Raw genomic sequence first — 16,892 nt, 5'->3', positions numbered from 1 at the left:
CACCGCCGACCGGAGGCAGGCGATGGCACAGAATCAGCAGGTGAAAGCCCGCAGGAGCGGGAAGCCCGGGGCCGTGTCACGGTGGTTGCAGCAGACGATGAACGCCCGCATCACGCGCAAGATCCGGCGCGGCCGCGGGACGTTCATGGGCATGGACGTCCTGGTCCTGAACACGGTGGGCCGCCGGAGCGGGCGGGCGCGCGAGACGCCCGTGTCGTGGTTCCCCGACGGCGACGACGCCTGGCTGGTCGTCGCGTCCGGCGGCGGCGGCCAGGACCCGGACTGGTACGCCAACCTCATGGCGCATCCCGAGCGGGCGACGATCGAGCCCGCCGGCGGCGGCGCGGTGCCGGTGACGCCGCACCGCCTCGACGGCGCCGACCGCGACGAGGCGTGGGAGCGCATCACCGCCGCCCAGCCCCGCTACGCGAAGTACCAGAGCAAGTCGGACCGCCAGTACCCCATCGTCCGCCTCACCCGCCGCTGACCCGCCGGGCGGGGCGGGTCAGCGGCCCGGCCACCGGCCTTCGGCGGGCGTCACCTCAGTTGTTCGGCCAGGGCGACGATGATGCCCGCCGGGCCGCGGAGATAGCAGAGCAGGAAGAGGTCCTCGAACCGGTCGATCTCGCCGATGAGTTCGCCGCCGTGGGCGCGCAGGCGGTCGACGGTGTCCCTGATGTCGTCCACGGCGAACATGACGCGGCGCAGGCCGAGCGTGTTCGGGGGCGCCTCCTCCTCCCGTCCGATCGGCTCCGGCGCGTGGAACTTCGTCAGCTCGACGGCGCCGTGGCCGTCCGGGGTCCGCATCATCACGATCTCGACCTCGACGCCGTCGAGCCCGACGACGTGGTCCACCCACTGCCCCTGGACCGGCATTCTTCCTCCCGCCTCCATGCCGAGTTCGGTGAAGAACGCGACGGCGGCGTCGAGGTCGTCGACGACGATGCCGATGTGGTCCATCCGTTGAAGCGTCATGCGCCGTTCTCCTCGAAGGGTTCGCGGCCGGCGGCTCCGGCCGTTCCGGGTTTCCCCGGCACTGTTTCGTTGGCATCGCCAACGAGATGCCGTATAAGGCGCGGCACGAGGACGCGGCCACCGTCTTCACCGACGACGTCGCGCGCACGCCGGAGGGCTGGCGGTTCAGCGAGGTGGAGATCATGCTCGCCTGGCTGCGGAGGGACTGACCGCCGCGCCGGCCCGGCGGCCCCGGCCGCGGACGTCACGGCCCGGGGCCGGGGGTCGCGCCGACCCAGCGGCGATGGGCGTCCGGGTCGACGTTGCCGCCGCACACGATGGTGACGACGTGCCGGCCGGCGAAGCGGTCGCGGTCTTCGAGGATCGCCGCGACGCCGAGCGCGGCCGACGGCTCGACCACGAGACCGGCATGCTCGAAGAGCCCCCGCATTCCGGCGACGATCGACGCCTCCTCGACCAGGACGGCGTCGTCGGCGACCAGGAGGAGGTCGTCCAGGACGTCCGGGATGGGACGCCGTCCGGCGACGCCGTCGGCGATGGTGTCGGTCGACTCGGTCGTGACGACGCGCCGCCGGTGCCAGGAACGCGTCATCGCCGGCGCGCCCGCCGGCTGGACGCAGATCACCTCGACCCCGGGCGCGAGCGTCCTGAGCACGTGTCCGACGCCGGTGGCCATCGCCCCGCCGCCGAGAGCGATCAGAACGGCGTCGAACGGCGGCGCGGCCTCCACCAGTTCCAGGCCGATGGTCGCCGCGCCCTCGCAGGTCTCGATGTCCAGGCTGTCCTCGACCAGCCGGACGCCGTCGTGCCGCGCGATGGCCGCCGCCCGCTCGCGCGCCGTGTCGAAGTCGCCGTCCACCAGCTCCAGCCGCGCGTCCAGCGCGCGGATGCGGTCGAGCTTGGCCGCGGGCGCGAAGCGGGAGGCCACGACGGTGACGTCGAGGCCCCGGGCGCGCCCGGACCAGGCGAGGGCCTGGCCGAGGTTGCCCGCGCTGGCGCACACCGCCGCGCGCGGACCGTTCTCGTCGAGCAGGGCGGCGACGAGCTCGGTGCCGCGGCCCTTGAAGCTGCGGACCGGGTTCGCCGTCTCCAGCTTGACGGTCACCGCGCACCCGAGGTCGGGCTCCAGCGCCTCGCAGCGGTACTGGGGGCTGTCGAGGAAGACCGGGTCGATCACCCGGCGGGCCGCCCGGATCCGGGCGGTGTCGAGCCGCGTCTCCGGCGGAGGGCTCACAGGCAGGACCCGCCCGTCGCGTCGATCACCCGTCCGGTCACCCAGCGCGCGTCGTCGGAGGCGAGGAAGGCCACGACGTCGGCCACGTCCTCGGGCCGTCCGACCCGGCCGAGCGCGGCCAGCGACGCCGCGCGGGCCTCGGCCTGCGGATCGCCGCGCAGCCAGCCCGCGTTGACGTCGGTGTCGATGATGCCGGGCGCGACCGAGTTCGCCGTGATGCCCCGGGGGCCCAGTTCCTTGGCGAGGTTGAGCGTGAAGTTGTCGAGCGCGCCCTTGGTGGCGCCGTAAGCCATGATCTCCGGCATGGCGATGCGGGACACGCCGCTGGAGATGTTGATGATCCGGCCCCCGTCGCGCAGCCGCGGCAGCCCCTGCTGGACGATGAAGAACGGTGCGCGGACGTTCACGGCGAAGACCTCGTCGAACTCGCGCTCGGTCAGCGAGGCCAGGTCGGAGCTGCGGCCGATGCCGGCGTTGTTGACGATGATGTCGACGCCCCCGCCCGGCGCGTGCTCGGCCGCCTGGGCGTCGAAGGCCTCCCACAGCCGGGCCGCGTCGCCGTGGCGCCCCAGTTCCTCCCGCAGGGCGAAGGCTCGGCCGCCGTCCTTGCGGATGCGCTCGACCACCTCGTTCGCGGCCGCCTCGTCGCGGGCATAGGCGACGGCGACGGCCGCTCCGTCCCGGCCGAGGCGTTGCGCGATGGCCCGTCCGATGCCGCGGCTCCCACCGGTGACCAGCGCGACCTTGCCCTCAAGAGCGCGTGCGTCCATGGTCGCGAACCCCTCTCCACATTCTTGAGCGATGACTCAAAAAAGAAGGTAGCACGACTTCTTGAGCGTTCGCTCTAGAATGTGGGGGTGAGCGACACACGGGTGAAGCGAGGGCGGCCGAGGGCGTTCGACCGCGACGCGGCGCTGACCGCGGCCACACGGCTGTTCTGGGAGCGCGGCTACGAGGCCACCTCCGTCGGCGAGCTGACCGAGGCGATGGGCATCAGGCCCGGCAGCCTCTACGCGGCCTTCGGCGACAAGAAGTCGCTGTTCGAGGAGGTGGTGCACAGCTACGGGCGATCCCCCGCGGGCGCCTTCATGGGCGTGGCCCTCGACGAGGAGCCCACCGCCTACGGCGCCTTCGCCCGGATCCTGCGCGAGGCGGCCGCCAACTACGCCGACCCGTCCCACCCGGCCGGCTGCCTGACGATCAGCGCGGCCACCAACGTCACCCCGCAGGACGCCGAGGTGGCGGCCTTCCTGCGCGATCTGCGGAACAGGAACCTGGAGGTCTTCCGGTCCCGCCTCCAGGCGGCCCGGCAGGCCGGCGAGCTGCCCGCCGCGACGGATCCCGGCGCCCTGGCCTCGTACTTCGCCGCCGTCATCCAGGGCATGTCGCAGCGCGCCTGCGACGGAGCCTCAGCGGCCGAGCTGACCGAGATCGCCGAACTGGCCCTCGCCGCCTGGCCCGCGCCACAGGGCCGCTGACCCCCGCCCGGCCGAAGCGGCGGTCGCTCAGGCGGAGTCGAGCGGACGCCGCACGACGGCGGTTCCGGCGTCGAGATCGACGCGGCTTCGCGGGGGCGCGCCGTCGTTCTCCTCGTCCCGCAGCATCAGGGAGGAACGGCGCTGCTCCTGCTGGTGGCGGTGCGTGCCGTGGAAGAAGGCGTCGAGTTCCCCGACGGCGATCGCCGAGATCGGCCGCCCCACCTCGTCCCTTCTCCAGGGCAGGCGGAACCTGCGGTTCGCCCACAGGCCCGCGCGATCGAGGGCGGCGAAGGCGACCAGTCCGAGAACGAGTCCGGGGATCGTCATGAAGCCGATGAGTGCCACGTTCCTCCAACGATCCCGCCTCCACGGCGGTTGCGATCTCCGGCCCCCGCGATGGCGGTGCGGTGATGTAGGTGACATACGGACCTTGACTACCTACCTTGCCGATCCCCATAGTAGGCGGCATGAACCTGAACACCACCTACATTGACGGCGCCGCGAGCGCCGCGCGGTCGTTGACGCGTGCCGGGCTCTGGGATCTGGCGCTGGAATCACCGGCGGCCGAGACGGTGGCGCTCCGGGCGGAGGTTCTGACGGACAGGTTCTTCTGGCGGCTCGACAAGGCGGCCGAGGCCGAGGACGCCGTCGCCGCGCTGTCCCAGGACGATCCTGCGCTCGGGGGTTTCTACGACGCGCAGCTCGCCTACACCCGCCTGCTCTTCGAGCTCGACCCCCGCCCCGACGACGAGGCGCGGGCGCGTGCCGGGTTCTCCGCCTCGCTGGAGGACGAACGCGTCACGAGCTGGGCGACGTTCTGGACGGGCATCGTCATCGAGAAGTTCGACGACGACTCGGAACGGGCGAAGGCGCGCTACACCGAGGCCCTCGATTCCGCGCTGAAGGACGCGGACCTCCTGCTGGAGTCCTACGCGATCCGGCACCTGGGGGCCCTGGCGCTGGAGGAGGGCGACGGCACCGGGCTCGACCAGCTGCGCAGGTCGTACCACCTGCGCGCCGCGCTCGGCGCACGTCCCCAGACCGCGGCAGCGGCGGCCGCGTACGCCTCCGAGCTTCCCCCGGGCGCCGAGGCCGACCAGCTGAACGAGCTGGCAGCGCGGACGGCCCGCGAGCTCCGGCTCACGTGGCTGGCCCCGAGCCAGTGAAGGCGTCCGGCGGCGGGCTCACGGAGCCTTCGCCGCGGCTCTCAGAGGTCTTCGCCGCCCTCGGGGGATTCGTCCGTCTTGCGTTCGACGCCTCGTTGCATCGCCTCAAGGAAGACCTTGGCGACGATGCCCAGGAAGGCCAGGTCGCCGAGCATCTGGACGGCCGTCAGGGCGCGGGCCGTCTGCGAGACGGGGACGATGTCGCTGAAACCGACCGAAGTGAAGATCGTGATGGTGAAGAACAGGGCGTCGATGTGCGTCAGGGGCTCGGAGAATCCGGGCGGCGTGTCGTGGCTCATCAGGCGGTAGCTGGAGGCGAACACCAGAAGGAACAGCGCGACGGTCGTCCCGAGGGCCTCGACGGCGCGGAGCCTCGGGGAGCGCGAGCGCGCGATCGACCTCGCCTGCCACGCGACGAGCACTCCCAGGGAGAGCAGCGCCGTGGTCAGCACCACGCCCGTCACCACCGTGAACGACCTGTTCAACGGGGCCGTGAAGTAGACGGCGATCAGAGCCACCGTGATCAGCGTCATGCGCACCGCCACCCGGGCCAGGGGCCGGAAGCGGGCTCTTCGCGATCGCGCGGTCACTCTCCGTCCATGCCCAGGACCGGCGCCCCTGAGCCCTCCGGCGGGCCGGGAGACGACCGCCCCGGAGGCGGCGGGCGCCTCCGGGCGGCCGTGGCTCCCTAGATGAGGCCCTGGGCGAGCATCGCGTCGGCCACGCGCTCGAAGCCGGCGATGTTGGCGCCGACCACGTAGTCGCCGGGGGCGCCGTACCGGTCGGCGGTCTCGTAGCAGGTGTCGTGGATGCTCGTCATGATGGCCAGCAGCTCCTCCTCCACCTGGGAGAAGCGCCAGGAGGAGCGGCTCGCGTTCTGCCGCATCTCCAGTGCGCTCACCGCGACGCCGCCCGCGTTGGCGGCCTTGCCGGGACCGAAGGCGACGCCCGCCTCCTGGAGGACGCGCACGGCGTCGGGGGTGGTCGGCATGTTGGCGCCCTCCGACACGGCCTTCACGCCGTTGCGGACGAGGATCGCGGCGGCGTCGGCGTCGAGCTCGTTCTGCGTCGCCGACGGCAGCGCGATGTCGGCGGGGACGTCCCACACCCGGCCGCCCGGGACGAACCGGGCGGAGGAGCCGCGCAGGTCGGCGTAGTCGGAGACGCGGCCCCGGTCGACCTCCTTCACCTGCTTGATCAGGTCGAGGTCGATGCCCTTCTCGTCCACGACGTAGCCGCCGGAGTCGGAGACGGTGATGACGTTGGCGCCGAGCTGCTGCGCCTTCTCGATCGTGTAGATCGCGACGTTTCCGGAGCCGGAGACGACGATCTGCTGGCCGTCCAGGTCCTCGCCGCGGCGGCGCAGCATCTCGGCCGTGAACATCACGTTGCCGTAGCCGGTCGCCTCGGTCCGGACCGCGGAGCCGCCCCACAGCATGCCCTTGCCGGTCAGCATCCCGGCCTCCCACCGGTTCGTGACGCGGCGGTACTGGCCGAACAGGTAGCCGATCTCGCGGGCGCCGACGCCGATGTCACCGGCCGGGACGTCGGTGTGCTCGCCGACGTGGCGGTGCAGCTCGGTCATGAACGACTGGCAGAAGCGCATGACCTCCGCGTCGGAGCGTCCGTGCGGGTCGAAGTCGCTGCCGCCCTTGCCGCCGCCGATACCGAGCCCGGTGAGCGCGTTCTTGAAGATCTGCTCGAAGCCGAGGAACTTGACGATGCCGAGGTTCACCGTGGGGTGGAAGCGGAGCCCGCCCTTGTACGGCCCGAGCGCGCCGTTGTACTCGACGCGGAAGCCGCGGTTGACGTGGATCTCGCCGTTGTCGTCCTGCCACGGGACGCGGAACATGATCTGGCGCTCCGGCTCGATCACCCGCTCGACCAGCTTGGCGGTGGCGAGGCCCGGCCGGGCGGCCAGCACCGGGCCGAGCGACTCCAGCACCTCGTGCACGGCCTGGTGGAACTCGGCCTCGCCGGGATCGCGGCGCAGCACCCCCGCGTAGGTCTCCTCCAGGACCGCCATGGTCTCGGGCGGGGCCGGCAGGCGTGAGGCGAGGGGCATGGTGAGGATCCTTCCTTGAGACCCCCTCACTCTAGAACCCGTCCCGGACTCCACCAGGACGCCCCGCCGCAGCACCCCTCGCCGCCGGCGCCGGGGCCGCGTCCTCATGGCGGGAACGCGGGCCTCTTCCGGCCGCCGCTCTGGCGGTGCATGCCTCACCGCCCGGACTCGACACGGTCTGACACGAAGCCCGTAACGGCGCGCCGGCAAGGGCGCCACCACAAACCAAAAGGAGAAGACAGCCATGCGCAGACGCGTGTCCTTACCGGCCCTCGGCGCCGCTTGCCTCGCCGGAGGCGTCGCCGGCACCACCGCCGGCATCCTCGTCAGCGTCCTCGTCGAGGCCCTCACCGGGGCCGGCCGCGGCATCGACGGCACCCTCGCCTTCGCCGTCAGCGCCGCTCTCGGCCATATCGGGGCCTTGCAGCTCCTCTGGTTCCAGCGCAGGATCAGCGCCCGGACCAGGGAGGCGATCTACCGGGCCGTCCGCCGAGCCCATGCCATCAGCACGCTGTTCATCGTCGGCAGCGGCATCATCGGTGCTGTCGCCATCGACACCGGTGTCATCGACGGGGCCACCGCGGCCGCCGGCCTCGTCGGCTACCTCACAGGTCCCGCCATCTACAACCGCATCGTCGAGGGCCGCTACGTCCGCGTCTTCGACGGCGGCTGAGGCAGTCGCAGGGGCCCGGCGTCGCCGCCGGGTCCCTGCTTCGTGAAAGAGGGCCGGTCAGGAGGAGTCGCGGAGGCGGGCGGCGATGACGGCCGCCTGGCTGCGGTCGATCTCCTTGGTCGCCGTGAGCAGGGTGACCGTGCCCTTCCGGGCGAGTTCCCGCAGGTGGTCGAGGGCCGCGGCGCGTTCCGGCTCGGCCAGTTCGGCGTCGTAGCGGCGGGTGAACTCCTCGAACCTGGCGGCGTCGTGGCCGTACCACTTGCGGAGTTCGGTGGAGGGGGCGACGTCCTTCTCCCACTCGTCCAGGCGGGCCTTGTCCTTCGACAGGCCCCGGGGCCACACCCTGTCGACCAGGATCCGCGCGCCGTCGTCGGCCGACGGCTCCTCGTAGACCCTGCGCAGCCGTACGTCCATGGCGCTTCCATACCCGGAGTCACGGAAGTGACGCTCGGCCCCACGGCCCCGTGCGTGCGCGGGCCCCCTTCCGGGCGTTCCGGCTCACTGCGAGGTTCGCGGGCGTCCCGGCGGCGACGTCAGGGGCGGGCGGCGCGGCCCGTCGAGATCCGGCGAGGCGGGCCGGGGCCCTCCGGCGGCCGGTCCGCGGCCGGCGGCGGCGCGGCGGGCGAACTCGGCGGCGGCCGTCCGGCTGGCGAACTCGCCGGCGAGGGCCCGGCCGAGGACGTCGTCGTCGGGGCGGTGCCTTTCCAGGTATTCGAGGGCCTCGGCGAGTTCCGCGGCGGTCAGTCCCCGCACCGGCTTCCCGGTCCAGCGCGGAGGGCCGGCGGACGGGGCGGCGCGGGGTTCGGTGGTCACGGCGGGGTCCTTTCAATTCCGGTGCCGGCAAAGCCTTTTCCGTGCCGGCGGCGGGGCGGCGCGGCGCAATGGGCCGCATTCGTGCACCGAATAGAATCGGCACGTGCATTGGTGGAACCAGCAGGCCTGCGAGGCGGCCGCGGAGGCCCAGGCCGCCGATCCCTCGCCGGGGAATCTCATGGCCGCCGCGCAGGTGCAGGCGCTCGTCTCCGTGGCGGAGGCGCTGCACCGCATCGCGGCGGCGCTGGAGGCGCGCGACGATTCCGAGGCGGCCCTTTCCGTCCGGCCGAGATAGCGGCGCGCCGGAGAAAATACCGGTGCGCCCGGCCAGGGGGCGCACCGGTACCTCACGGGGCGTCAGGCGTCGCTGAAGGATTTGCGTTCCGTCCTGCCGTTCGCGCTCGGCGCGAGGCGGGAGGTCTTGGCGACCGAGGGTCGCGGCGCGGTCTCGGCCAGGTAGTCGTGCTCGGGCGCCGGGGCGGCGGGGCGCTGGTCGGGTTCGGCCGCCGGGCGGGCCTCTGCGCGGGGCCGGTCCCGCAGCCGCCGGGCCGCCTGCCGGAGGGCGCGCTCGCCGACGAGCCGCGCCAGCTCCAGCCCCCAGCAGTCGAGCTTGTCGGCGTCGGTGAGGTCCTCGCGGCCGCTCAGCTCGGCCGCCAGGCCGCCGAGCCGTTGCGCCTCGGCGAGGTCGAACTCCCGCATGAGGTGGCAGCACAGCTCCGCGAGGGCCGCGTGGTCGCGTTCGAACGACAGCCCCGCCAGGTCGTCGTGCGACAGCCGGCTGAGCGCGCGTTTGCGTTCGAGCTCGCTGTCGGCGATCCGCAGGATGCCGTTGAGGAGGGCGACGGGGCCGGTGCCGGCGCCGCGGCCCTGCGCGGGGGCGAACGACATGCGCAGCACCGCCGCGGAGCCGAGTCCGGCGGCGATGACCCGGACGACCACGAGGCTCGCCGGGGGCGTGGTGGGAGGCAGCCCGAACGTCCAGCCGGAGGCGGTAACCGCGATCAGCGCGACGGTCGACGCGCTGGCGTTGACGAAGACGAACAGCAGCCCGCCCGGGGAGAGCAGGGCCGCGGCGGGCCGGTCGCGGTAGCGCGCGACGAGCTCGGCGAAGCCGATCGCGCCGCCGATGAGGGCGGCGAGGAGCATCTCGATGGTCATGATCTTCCTTTACGCGCTGCGGGCGGACAGCCGGCCGAACGGTGGCTCCTCGGTCCTGCCGCGCCGGGACGGCAGGGCGGCGGGGCGCCGCCGGGCCGCGAGCCCGGCGCGTTCGACCTCCAGGAAGACCAGCAGCCACTCGGCCGGGCCGGAGGCGTTCCCGGAGTGCGTGCGCAGGGCCTTCTCGCGGGCGCCGAGAAAGGCCAGCAGCCACTTGACGGGGCCCGACGCCCTGCCGGCGGCTCGAATTCTTGAATCCATGCGGGAGACCATTCCGCAGCCGTGCCCGGAAGTCGAACCCCTGGGAGTCAATTTTTCCGTCCGAGCCCTCAGAGCCACCGTTCTCCGTCAAATCGGAAACGTCCGCCGGACCCAACGATCTAAGTTCCCTTGAAGCGTTGAGCGGGATGGCTGGGACGGAAGTGAAGATTCCTTTACCTGAATTGGCGACAAGACGCTGCGAGACCCGCGAGGGGAGATCCCCATTTATTCGGCGGCCGCCCGCCCCGCGCCGCCGGACCTCGCGGCTCCCGACACGCCGGGGGGTGCGCCCGCCTGCTGCCGGTTCAGAGCCTGAAAACGGACGGAGGGGCCACTCCCCCCGAGTGACCCCTCTCCCCCCGTTCCGCCGTCGCGGTCCCGGCACGGACGCAGAACCGGCCGCTCCCCCCCGAAGCGGCTCGCGCCGGCCGTTCGGCGGATGTGAAGAACGTAGCGAGAGGGTCGTCGGCACATCGGGGCTTTGCCCGGCCTTGTCGACGAGTGGGCCACCGTGTGCGATGAGCGGAACACGCTGAGCGTTCGGCGCGCTGGGCGGCGGTCAGGCGGTCCCGGCCCCTCGCCCGGCTCAGGGTCTCCAGAGAGGGAGGTGGACGGCGGAGGGGTGGGCGGCGTCGCGGAGGATCTCGAAGCGGGTGCGGCGGGACGCGACGGCCTGCCCGGCGGGCTCCCGAGTCCCGTGGTTGCGGGCGAATCGGGGGAACGCGCCGCCCGCGAGCATGACGCGCAGGCGGTGGCCGCGCCGGAAGCGGTACGCGGTCGGATGCATCTCGATCTCGGCGCGCACGGTCCCGGTGGACGTGATGCGCAGGATGCCGTCGGTGACGTTGCGGGAGACGCCGCTCCGGTCGACGTCGCAGAGCCGGACGAACAGGTCGCCTCGCCCGGTGCTGGTGCGCACGTGGATCGTCGCCGAGACGGGTCCGATCACGTCGAGGTCCTCCGGCAGCGGCGCGCCGGTGAGGACGACCGTGTCGTCGCGGCGTTCGAGTGGGGCGTTGTCGCGCTGCCGTCCCTTGCCCGGTGACAGGAGCGGGCCGCCGACGTTCGGGGTCGGGTCGAAGGGGTCGTAGGTGAACGTGGCAGGGGCCGCGTCAGGCTCGTCCCAAACGAGGCCGTGGGAGAGGTAGAGCGGCGTGGGCTTGGTTTCGGGCGGGGGCCATTGGTCGAAGTCCAGCCAGGTGTTGGCCTGTTGCAGGTGCAGCCTTACCGGCGCCCTGCGGAGTTGGGCCTTGTCACCGTTCAGGTGGGCGTTCAGCCAGGAGACCTGGTCGTGGAGCGTCGCGCGAAGGGCTTTGGCATCGTGCCCCCAGGGCCCGATGGTGATGCGGACCTGCCGTCCCTTCGCGTGCAGGGCGGCGAAGTCCCTGAGCTGGCCGCGCAGGAAGAGGTCCCACCAGCCCGTGACCATCGTGGTGGGCGTGGTGGTCGCGGGAACGGCGGCGCTGTGGTCGGTGGCCTTCCAGAAGTCGTCGCCCGCCTCGGCATGGGCCGCGACCTCGCGCAGGAACGATTCGGGACGGCCGATGGCCGCCAGGTCGGCCTCCCCTACCGGCAGGTGCCGCATCGCGTGCTTCACGCGCCTGTTGTGGAAGGGCCGCCTTCTCTCCTCCTGCGTCCCCATCAACGATGACCAGACGAGCGTGTTGTGCAGGGCGAGCGCACCACCGGGGTAGAACGAACTGGCGAACTCGGACGCGGTGATGCCCGCCCCCATCGCGGTGAGCGGCGGGTCCGCGTAGGGCGCGACGGCCCACTCGGTGAACCCGAGGTAGCTGGCGCCGACCATCGCCACCCTGCCGTCGCACCAGGGCTGCGCGCGGAGCCACGTGAGCGTCGCCAGGCCGTCGTCCCTCTCGTTGTGGAAGGCTTGGAACTCGCCGCCGGAGCCGAAGACGCCGCGCACGTCCTGCACGACGACCTGGAACCCGCGCCGGACCAGGACCCCGGTGAACAGCCGTACCACGGCCTGCCGCTTGCCGTACGGGGTGCGCATCAGCACGACGGGCAGCGGTCCCGCGCCGCGCGGCCGGTGCAGGTCGGCGACGAGCACGACGCCGTCCGGCATGGGCACCCGCAGGTTCCGCGCCGACTCGACGCGGGGGGACGGCGACTCCGGGAGACCGAGGAGGCGGTCGACGAGTCGTCCCGATGCGGTCATCGAACACCTTCCCGTTGTTCCGGCCGTTCACCGATGTTCCGGCTTTTCCCGATGTTCCGGCTGCCCGGCGATGTGCCGGGGTGTTCCGGTGTTCTAGATTGCAAGAATGATCGCAGTGCTCGACGCACCGTCCAACCTGGGGCTCCGTCCGCCGCGCGAGGGGCACGAGCCCGGCGTGCGGCGGCTGGCCCGCGCGCTGCGCGGCCACGGCGTCGTCGGCCGCCTGCGGGCCGAGGACGCGGGCCGGGTGGACCCGCCGCCCTACGTGTTCGGCCCGGACCACGAGACCGGCTACCTGAACGGCCCCGGCCTCGTCGACTACACCGAGCGGCTCGCGGCCTGCGTCGGCGAGGTGCTGGACCGCGGCGACTTCCCGGTCGTGCTCGGCGGCGACTGCGGCATCCTGCTCGGCCCGATGCTCGCGCTGCGCCGCCGCGGCGTGTACGGGCTGGCGCACCTGGACGGGCACGACGACTACTCGCCGCGGCGCGACCCCGCGGCCGCCGCGGGCCGGCTGGTCGCCGGCGGGACGGCGCTCGGCCTCGTCACCGGGCACGGCCCCGCCGCCCTCACCGACGCCGGGGGGCTGCGCCCCTACGTGGAGGAGGAGCACGTCGCGCACATCGGCGTCCAGCGGGAACCGGAGGACTTCGAGCTGTTCGACCTGGACGCCTTCGAGGCCTCGCGCGTGCGGCGCTTCCCGATCGAGTACATCCGCGAGCACGGCGCGGACGCGGCCGCCGAGGGGGCCCGGGCGCATCTGGAGGCCGCCCCGATCGAGGGGTACTGGATCCACCTGGACGCCGACATCCTCGACAAGAGCGTCATGCCGGCCGTCGACTCCCCCAACCCGGACGGCCTGTCGTTCGAGGAGCTGACCTCCGTCCTGCGGACGCTGGCGGCGAGCCCGCGCGCGGTCGGCCTGCACGTGGCCATCTACGACCCGGAACGGGACCCGGACGGCATGGCCGGCGCGGCCCTCACCGACACGCTCGTCGCCGCGCTCTCCTAGGCCGGGTCGCCGCCGGGCTCAAGGGGCCGTCAGGCGTTCGTATTCGTAGAGGACGCTCGCGAACTCGCCTGTCGGCAGCTCGCAGGTGTGTCCTGGCAGCCAGAGATGCTCCAGGCGGACGGTCTGGACGTCCATGCGGATGTGGCAGGCGTTCCCCGTGTGCTCCCAGCCGGGACGTGCCGCGCGGACGACCTCCAGATGGTGGCGGTGGCTCTGCACGTCGTGGAGCAGGAACGCCGTGAGGACGTGCCGTGGTCCGTGCACCGAGGGCGTGAACGCGCTCGCACTGGACGCGGCGGCCGCCAGGTCGACACCGGAATCGGCGAGTTCGGGGAAGAACACCCGGACGCGCCGGACGACGCCGCCGATCTCGATGGGCCGGCAGGGCAGCCGCAGGACGGCATCCGGATCGACATAGCCGTGCACCGGCACCCCCGCCACCGTGCCCGCCCACGCCCCGGGGATCCCGTCGAGGAAGCGGGCCCGGGTCAGGGCGTTTCCCAGTTCGCCCATGACGCGTTCCACCTCGACGCCCTTCGGCATGAAGGTCTTGGTGCCGCCGCGGAGGCGCTTGCCCGCCTCGTCCAGGACGGCGAGGTCGGCCCAGCAGGCGCCGGAGCCGGTCTCCATGACGCCGTGCGGGAGGCAGGCGTCGGGGTGCGGGGTCAGCCCGGCCAGATCCTCCAGCACGGCGCGCGGGGTCTGGACGAGGCCCCATCCCTGCGTCCGCCGGGACACCGACCCGAGGGCGAGGGACGCCGCCATCGGCTCGCCGTTGCCCTGCCCGCCGAGTTCGCGCTCCAGGCTGCGGCGGCTCTTGAGGGCGCCGACCTGGTGGAGGTACTCGTCCAGGCACCGTCGCAGGACGGCCGGGTCGAGGTCGCAGGACGCCCATCCGGCGACGTCGCGCACGTGCACGGTCGTGCCGTCGAAGTCGAGGCGGTGGTAGCGGTACTGCTCCTGCCAGGGACGGACCGCGCCGTCGCTCAGCCGTCCCTGGGCGCGCGCTATCGCGGAGACGTCCTCGCCCAGGTCGTTGATGAGAAAGTCGCGCAGCGGGGCGTGCAGGGGGTCGGTTTCTACCGCCACCCGCACCCCATCGCTGCGGAACCGCACCGGAAGCGACATCGCCATTCGGGTGATTATGCCGATAAGCGAAGATCATCACCGGTATGGCTGAATGTTCGTTCCGATCGGGTCGTCCCGGCCCTCTACTCGTCCGCCAGGTACGGGGGCGCGGGCTCGTACTGGATGTAGCGGCGAACCTCGCGCGCGTGGTCCCGGCCGTGGATGCGTCCGACCAGCCAGAGGGCCATGTCGATCCCGGCCGACACGCCTTGGCTCGTGACGAGGTCGCCGTCGACGACGTAGCGCGCGTCCCGGACGACGGTCACGTTCCCGCGGGCCTCCAGAGCGTCCTCGGAAGCCCAGTGGGTCGCGACCCTGCGTCCCTTGGCCGGACCTGCGGCGTGCAGCAGGAAAGACCCGGTGCATACGCTCGTCACCCAATCGGCCTGTTCGGCGACCTTCGCTATCCAGCCGGTGACGGACGGGTTGTTCACCTGCGTCTCCCTGGCGCCGCGCCCGCCGGGAACCAGGAGGACGTCCAGCGCGGGGTGGTCGTCCAAGGTGTGGTCTGGCACGACCCTCATGCCCTTGTTGCAGCGGACGGGCTCCGTCCGTTCGGCGACCAGCACCGCTTTGTCACCCTGGTCGCGCACCATGGCCGATGCCGTGAACACCTCCCACGGGCCCACGAAGTCCAGTTCCTCGGCGTCCTCGAACACCAGCAGCCCATACGTGGTCATGCGTACTCCCTCGTTCCTCTGAACCGAACCCGGTAGTCCGACGGCGCGACGCCGACATGCCGGTGGAACGCCCGGCGCAGCGTCTCGACCGGCTCGTCCCCCTCCGCCAGCGCCCGCCGGGCCGCCTCGATCCGCACGCGCTCCACATACGCGGCGGGCGGGACGCCCAGCTCGGCGGTGAACCGGCGTTGCAGGTGCCGCGTGCTGAGACCGGAACGTTCGGCCAGGCCGGCGATGGTGTCAGGTCCAGGATCTGGAAGCCGTCATAGATCACGAAGGCGACGCGCATGGCTCCAGGCTGGCACCGGGGTCCCCATGGCGTCCACGACGGGCACCCCACACATCACGCCACCCGCTCGCACCCTTCGTCGCTCGCCCGGCTCTCGCCGCGCTGGACCGGGACGCCGCCGGAAGTCCGGACGCGGGTGAACCCCGTCCCGATGACGAGGTCGACGACGCCGGGGGCCGTCCCGGCGCGCGGCGCGACCCGGGCGCCGGGCAGGAGGGCCGCGAGCGCCCTCGCCTGCGCCTCCGCGCCCGTCCCGTAGCGGACGCCGGTGGCCCGCGGACGGGAAGGGAGGTCGCCGACCCCGGCGACCTGCCAGCCGGCGTCCCCGAGCTGCGCCGCCACCTGCGCGGCGCGGCCCTCGACCCCGGACGCGTTGAACACCCGCACCTTCCCGGGCCGGACGGCCGGGGCCTTCGCCGGAGCCGGCGCCACCACGTCCTTGCGGAGCGCGTCGAAGAACTCGTCCGCGGCGGGCCGGGTGAGCGCCACGCGGTTGCGATCCAGCGGGTACGGCGCGGACGGCACGGTGACGAAGCGCAGCTTCCCCGCGTCGAGGTCGCGCATGCCCTGGGCGATCTTCAGCATCTCCGCGACGGACAGCCCCCTGTCGGTCGTCAGCGACTCGGCCGTCGACCTGAGCAGCGCGTTCAGGCGGCCCGGATCGGTGAGGACGCCCGCGCTCATCGCCTCCTTGGCGAGCGCGCCGAAGAAGTGCTGCTGCCGCCGGATGCGCTCGGTGTCGCTGCCGTCTCCGAAGCCCTTGCGGCTGCGGACGTAGGCCAGGGCGTCCTCGCCCTTCAACCGGTGACTGCCCTTGGCGAGGGTGAGCCCGGAGTCCTTGTCGTGGACGTCGGCCGTCACGCACACGGGCACCCCGCCGACCGCCGTCGCGATCCGCTTGAAGCCCGTGAAGTCCACCTGGACGAAATGGTCGATGCGGATTTTCGTGAGCCGCTCGACGGTGTGGACCGTGCACGTGGGGCCCGCGCGGCCGATCGCCTCGTTCAGCAGGGCGACCGCGCTGCCCGGCGCCTTCGTCCCGTCCCGGCGGGTGCACGCCGGGATGGACACCATCAGGTCGCGGGGGAAACTGACGGCGATCGCCTGGCCGCCGCCCGGCGACAGGTGCAGCAGCACCATCGTGTCGGACGCGGGCGGCTTGCCCCGCAGGCCCCGCCCGTACTGGGCGTTGGCGCCCTCGCGCGTGTCCGACCCCAGCACGAAGATGTTGATCGCGCCGTTGAGCTTCCTGGGCCGGTCTCCCCCGATCAACCGGTCCGCGTCCTCATGCCGGACGGCGTTCTGCAGCCGCCAGTAGTACCCGTACGCGGACAGGCCGCCCGTCACCATCACCGCGGCCGCAGCGACGGCGATCCAAGCAAGCAGCTTCATGAAGCCCTCCCGCCATGTATCGCCGCTCCCCCGCCTTCGAGTTCACGCCCGCGGGAATTAATGGTTGACACACCGCTCGGGGTTATGGCTGAATGTTCCGCATGAAGCTTTGATACTTCTCCGGTTGAGCCGCCCCCGGCGTTGCCGCGGGCCCGCTCCCGTCTCTCTCCATCGCGCCCCTCTTCCGCATGGCACGCATGTGTCCTGCGGCGACGCGGCGCGCCCTGCCACACCTTCTCGCGGCCTTTCACGGCCGAATTCAGACGTGCCCGGAGGTGATTCCTTCATGCGTGCCATGAATCAGGAAATGAACAGCGACCCCTTCGCCAGATCCCGGAAGAAGGGCAGGCGGAAGAACTCCGACTTCAGGTCGGCGAATTTCGCGAACA

Annotated in this window: 22 protein-coding genes; 7 read left to right on the top strand and 15 right to left on the bottom strand. The window is 72.4% G+C overall.

The genetic code is table 11. The features are described from left to right. The first annotated feature begins 40 nt into the window (after window positions 1–40). Window positions 41–487: a nitroreductase family deazaflavin-dependent oxidoreductase gene (locus AB0C87_RS07180; protein ID WP_345185440.1), complete on the top strand. Its 447-nt coding sequence runs from the start codon at window positions 41–43 to the stop codon at window positions 485–487. A gap of 50 nt (window positions 488–537) precedes the next feature. Here the strand turns inward: AB0C87_RS07180 and AB0C87_RS07175 are convergent, their stop codons facing one another. After that, window positions 538–960: a VOC family protein gene (locus AB0C87_RS07175; RefSeq protein WP_345185528.1), complete on the bottom strand. Its 423-nt coding sequence runs from the start codon at window positions 958–960 to the stop codon at window positions 538–540. A gap of 101 nt (window positions 961–1,061) precedes the next feature. On the opposite strand from AB0C87_RS07175, the gene AB0C87_RS07170 reads away from it, so the two are divergent. Further along, window positions 1,062–1,184, top strand: coding sequence for a hypothetical protein (locus AB0C87_RS07170; RefSeq protein ID WP_345185442.1), 123 nt, complete (start codon window positions 1,062–1,064; stop codon window positions 1,182–1,184). A 35-nt stretch (window positions 1,185–1,219) separates the two neighbouring features. Here AB0C87_RS07170 and AB0C87_RS07165 read toward each other — a convergent pair whose 3' ends face one another. Then, window positions 1,220–2,209 carry a pyridoxal-phosphate dependent enzyme gene (locus tag AB0C87_RS07165; protein WP_345185448.1) on the bottom strand — a complete coding sequence of 330 codons (990 nt, stop codon included), beginning with the start codon at window positions 2,207–2,209 and terminating at the stop codon, window positions 1,220–1,222. Beyond that, window positions 2,206–2,979 (bottom strand): SDR family oxidoreductase, encoded by a 774-nt coding sequence (locus AB0C87_RS07160; protein WP_360576799.1) that lies wholly within the window; start codon window positions 2,977–2,979, stop codon window positions 2,206–2,208. Before AB0C87_RS07160 ends, AB0C87_RS07165 begins: the two co-directional genes overlap by 4 nt. An 87-nt stretch (window positions 2,980–3,066) precedes the next feature. Between AB0C87_RS07160 and AB0C87_RS07155 the strand changes: the two genes are divergently transcribed. After that, entirely contained in the window at window positions 3,067–3,687 is a 621-nt protein-coding gene (locus AB0C87_RS07155) for a TetR/AcrR family transcriptional regulator (protein ID WP_360576798.1), read from the top strand. A 27-nt stretch (window positions 3,688–3,714) separates the two neighbouring features. Here AB0C87_RS07155 and AB0C87_RS07150 read toward each other — a convergent pair whose 3' ends face one another. Then, complete coding sequence (locus AB0C87_RS07150) at window positions 3,715–4,032, bottom strand: DUF6191 domain-containing protein (protein ID WP_360576797.1); 318 nt, start codon at window positions 4,030–4,032, stop codon at window positions 3,715–3,717. 122 nt (window positions 4,033–4,154) lie between these two features. Between AB0C87_RS07150 and AB0C87_RS07145 the strand changes: the two genes are divergently transcribed. Beyond that, window positions 4,155–4,853: a hypothetical protein gene (locus AB0C87_RS07145; protein ID WP_360576796.1), complete on the top strand. Its 699-nt coding sequence runs from the start codon at window positions 4,155–4,157 to the stop codon at window positions 4,851–4,853. Between the two features lie 41 nt (window positions 4,854–4,894). Here AB0C87_RS07145 and AB0C87_RS07140 read toward each other — a convergent pair whose 3' ends face one another. Next, a complete protein-coding gene (locus AB0C87_RS07140; RefSeq protein WP_345185466.1) occupies window positions 4,895–5,386 on the bottom strand; it encodes a potassium channel family protein in 492 nt (163 codons plus the stop codon). Between the two features lie 155 nt (window positions 5,387–5,541). After that, entirely contained in the window at window positions 5,542–6,879 is a 1,338-nt protein-coding gene (gdhA, locus tag AB0C87_RS07135; protein WP_345185531.1) for an NADP-specific glutamate dehydrogenase, read from the bottom strand. A 283-nt stretch (window positions 6,880–7,162) separates the two neighbouring features. Between gdhA and AB0C87_RS07130 the strand changes: the two genes are divergently transcribed. Then, window positions 7,163–7,591 (top strand): hypothetical protein, encoded by a 429-nt coding sequence (locus AB0C87_RS07130; protein WP_360576795.1) that lies wholly within the window; start codon window positions 7,163–7,165, stop codon window positions 7,589–7,591. 57 nt (window positions 7,592–7,648) lie between these two features. Here the strand turns inward: AB0C87_RS07130 and AB0C87_RS07125 are convergent, their stop codons facing one another. Both AB0C87_RS07125 and AB0C87_RS07120 read right to left on the bottom strand, forming a co-directional pair. Beyond that, the gene (locus tag AB0C87_RS07125; protein WP_353833491.1) at window positions 7,649–8,005 is read right to left on the bottom strand and encodes a DUF488 family protein; all 357 of its coding nucleotides are present in this window, start codon (window positions 8,003–8,005) and stop codon (window positions 7,649–7,651) included. A gap of 84 nt (window positions 8,006–8,089) precedes the next feature. Further along, entirely contained in the window at window positions 8,090–8,404 is a 315-nt protein-coding gene (locus AB0C87_RS07120) for a hypothetical protein (RefSeq protein WP_345185473.1), read from the bottom strand. Between the two features lie 103 nt (window positions 8,405–8,507). Between AB0C87_RS07120 and AB0C87_RS07115 the strand changes: the two genes are divergently transcribed. Continuing rightward, window positions 8,508–8,699: a hypothetical protein gene (locus AB0C87_RS07115; protein ID WP_345185478.1), complete on the top strand. Its 192-nt coding sequence runs from the start codon at window positions 8,508–8,510 to the stop codon at window positions 8,697–8,699. A gap of 62 nt (window positions 8,700–8,761) precedes the next feature. On the opposite strand, the gene AB0C87_RS07110 is transcribed toward AB0C87_RS07115, so the two are convergent. The 3 genes from AB0C87_RS07110 to AB0C87_RS07100 form a co-directional block, all read right to left on the bottom strand. Beyond that, the gene (locus AB0C87_RS07110) at window positions 8,762–9,562 is read right to left on the bottom strand and encodes a hypothetical protein (RefSeq protein WP_345185481.1); all 801 of its coding nucleotides are present in this window, start codon (window positions 9,560–9,562) and stop codon (window positions 8,762–8,764) included. 9 nt (window positions 9,563–9,571) lie between these two features. Continuing rightward, complete coding sequence (locus AB0C87_RS07105; protein ID WP_345185484.1) at window positions 9,572–9,823, bottom strand: hypothetical protein; 252 nt, start codon at window positions 9,821–9,823, stop codon at window positions 9,572–9,574. 586 nt (window positions 9,824–10,409) lie between these two features. After that, complete coding sequence (locus tag AB0C87_RS07100; protein ID WP_353833490.1) at window positions 10,410–12,002, bottom strand: CocE/NonD family hydrolase; 1,593 nt, start codon at window positions 12,000–12,002, stop codon at window positions 10,410–10,412. A 106-nt stretch (window positions 12,003–12,108) separates the two neighbouring features. Between AB0C87_RS07100 and AB0C87_RS07095 the strand changes: the two genes are divergently transcribed. After that, window positions 12,109–13,014, top strand: coding sequence for an arginase family protein (locus AB0C87_RS07095; protein ID WP_360357518.1), 906 nt, complete (start codon window positions 12,109–12,111; stop codon window positions 13,012–13,014). 18 nt (window positions 13,015–13,032) lie between these two features. Here the strand turns inward: AB0C87_RS07095 and AB0C87_RS07090 are convergent, their stop codons facing one another. From AB0C87_RS07090 to AB0C87_RS07075, 4 genes are all read right to left on the bottom strand, one after another. Continuing rightward, complete coding sequence (locus AB0C87_RS07090; protein ID WP_360576794.1) at window positions 13,033–14,148, bottom strand: hypothetical protein; 1,116 nt, start codon at window positions 14,146–14,148, stop codon at window positions 13,033–13,035. A gap of 77 nt (window positions 14,149–14,225) precedes the next feature. Then, entirely contained in the window at window positions 14,226–14,822 is a 597-nt protein-coding gene (locus AB0C87_RS07085) for a DJ-1/PfpI family protein (RefSeq protein WP_360576793.1), read from the bottom strand. Next, window positions 14,819–15,049, bottom strand: a complete 231-nt coding sequence (locus AB0C87_RS07080) for a helix-turn-helix domain-containing protein (protein ID WP_353833504.1) — start codon at window positions 15,047–15,049, stop codon at window positions 14,819–14,821. Before AB0C87_RS07080 ends, AB0C87_RS07085 begins: the two co-directional genes overlap by 4 nt. Before the next feature lie 116 nt (window positions 15,050–15,165). Beyond that, a complete protein-coding gene (locus AB0C87_RS07075) occupies window positions 15,166–16,503 on the bottom strand; it encodes an LCP family protein (RefSeq protein ID WP_360576792.1) in 1,338 nt (445 codons plus the stop codon). Window positions 16,504–16,892: the final 389 nt, after the last annotated feature.

Source organism: Actinomadura sp. NPDC048021 (assembly GCF_040653135.1).
GTDB lineage: Bacteria > Actinomycetota > Actinomycetes > Streptosporangiales > Streptosporangiaceae > Spirillospora > Spirillospora verrucosospora.
Note: the sequence above shows the minus strand (reverse complement) of the source record. Positions and strands in the feature narration are given on the sequence as shown.

Excerpts from the sequence above, each read along its gene's own strand:
- AB0C87_RS07085 (WP_360576793.1), bottom strand. The coding sequence starts at position 14,822 with ATGACCACGTATGGGCTGCTGGTGTTCGAGGACGCCGAGGAACTGGAC.
- AB0C87_RS07075 (WP_360576792.1), bottom strand. The coding sequence starts at position 16,503 with ATGAAGCTGCTTGCTTGGATCGCCGTCGCTGCGGCCGCGGTGATGGTG.
- gdhA (WP_345185531.1), bottom strand. The coding sequence starts at position 6,879 with ATGGCGGTCCTGGAGGAGACCTACGCGGGGGTGCTGCGCCGCGATCCC.
- AB0C87_RS07095 (WP_360357518.1), top strand. The coding sequence starts at position 12,109 with ATGATCGCAGTGCTCGACGCACCGTCCAACCTGGGGCTCCGTCCGCCG.
- AB0C87_RS07160 (WP_360576799.1), bottom strand. The coding sequence starts at position 2,979 with ATGGACGCACGCGCTCTTGAGGGCAAGGTCGCGCTGGTCACCGGTGGG.
- AB0C87_RS07140 (WP_345185466.1), bottom strand. The coding sequence starts at position 5,386 with ATGACGCTGATCACGGTGGCTCTGATCGCCGTCTACTTCACGGCCCCG.
- AB0C87_RS07130 (WP_360576795.1), top strand. The coding sequence starts at position 7,163 with ATGCGCAGACGCGTGTCCTTACCGGCCCTCGGCGCCGCTTGCCTCGCC.
- AB0C87_RS07110 (WP_345185481.1), bottom strand. The coding sequence starts at position 9,562 with ATGACCATCGAGATGCTCCTCGCCGCCCTCATCGGCGGCGCGATCGGC.
- AB0C87_RS07170 (WP_345185442.1), top strand. The coding sequence starts at position 1,062 with ATGCCGTATAAGGCGCGGCACGAGGACGCGGCCACCGTCTTCACCGAC.
- AB0C87_RS07125 (WP_353833491.1), bottom strand. The coding sequence starts at position 8,005 with ATGGACGTACGGCTGCGCAGGGTCTACGAGGAGCCGTCGGCCGACGAC.
- AB0C87_RS07175 (WP_345185528.1), bottom strand. The coding sequence starts at position 960 with ATGGACCACATCGGCATCGTCGTCGACGACCTCGACGCCGCCGTCGCG.
- AB0C87_RS07105 (WP_345185484.1), bottom strand. The coding sequence starts at position 9,823 with ATGGATTCAAGAATTCGAGCCGCCGGCAGGGCGTCGGGCCCCGTCAAG.
- AB0C87_RS07145 (WP_360576796.1), top strand. The coding sequence starts at position 4,155 with ATGAACCTGAACACCACCTACATTGACGGCGCCGCGAGCGCCGCGCGG.
- AB0C87_RS07090 (WP_360576794.1), bottom strand. The coding sequence starts at position 14,148 with ATGGCGATGTCGCTTCCGGTGCGGTTCCGCAGCGATGGGGTGCGGGTG.
- AB0C87_RS07100 (WP_353833490.1), bottom strand. The coding sequence starts at position 12,002 with ATGACCGCATCGGGACGACTCGTCGACCGCCTCCTCGGTCTCCCGGAG.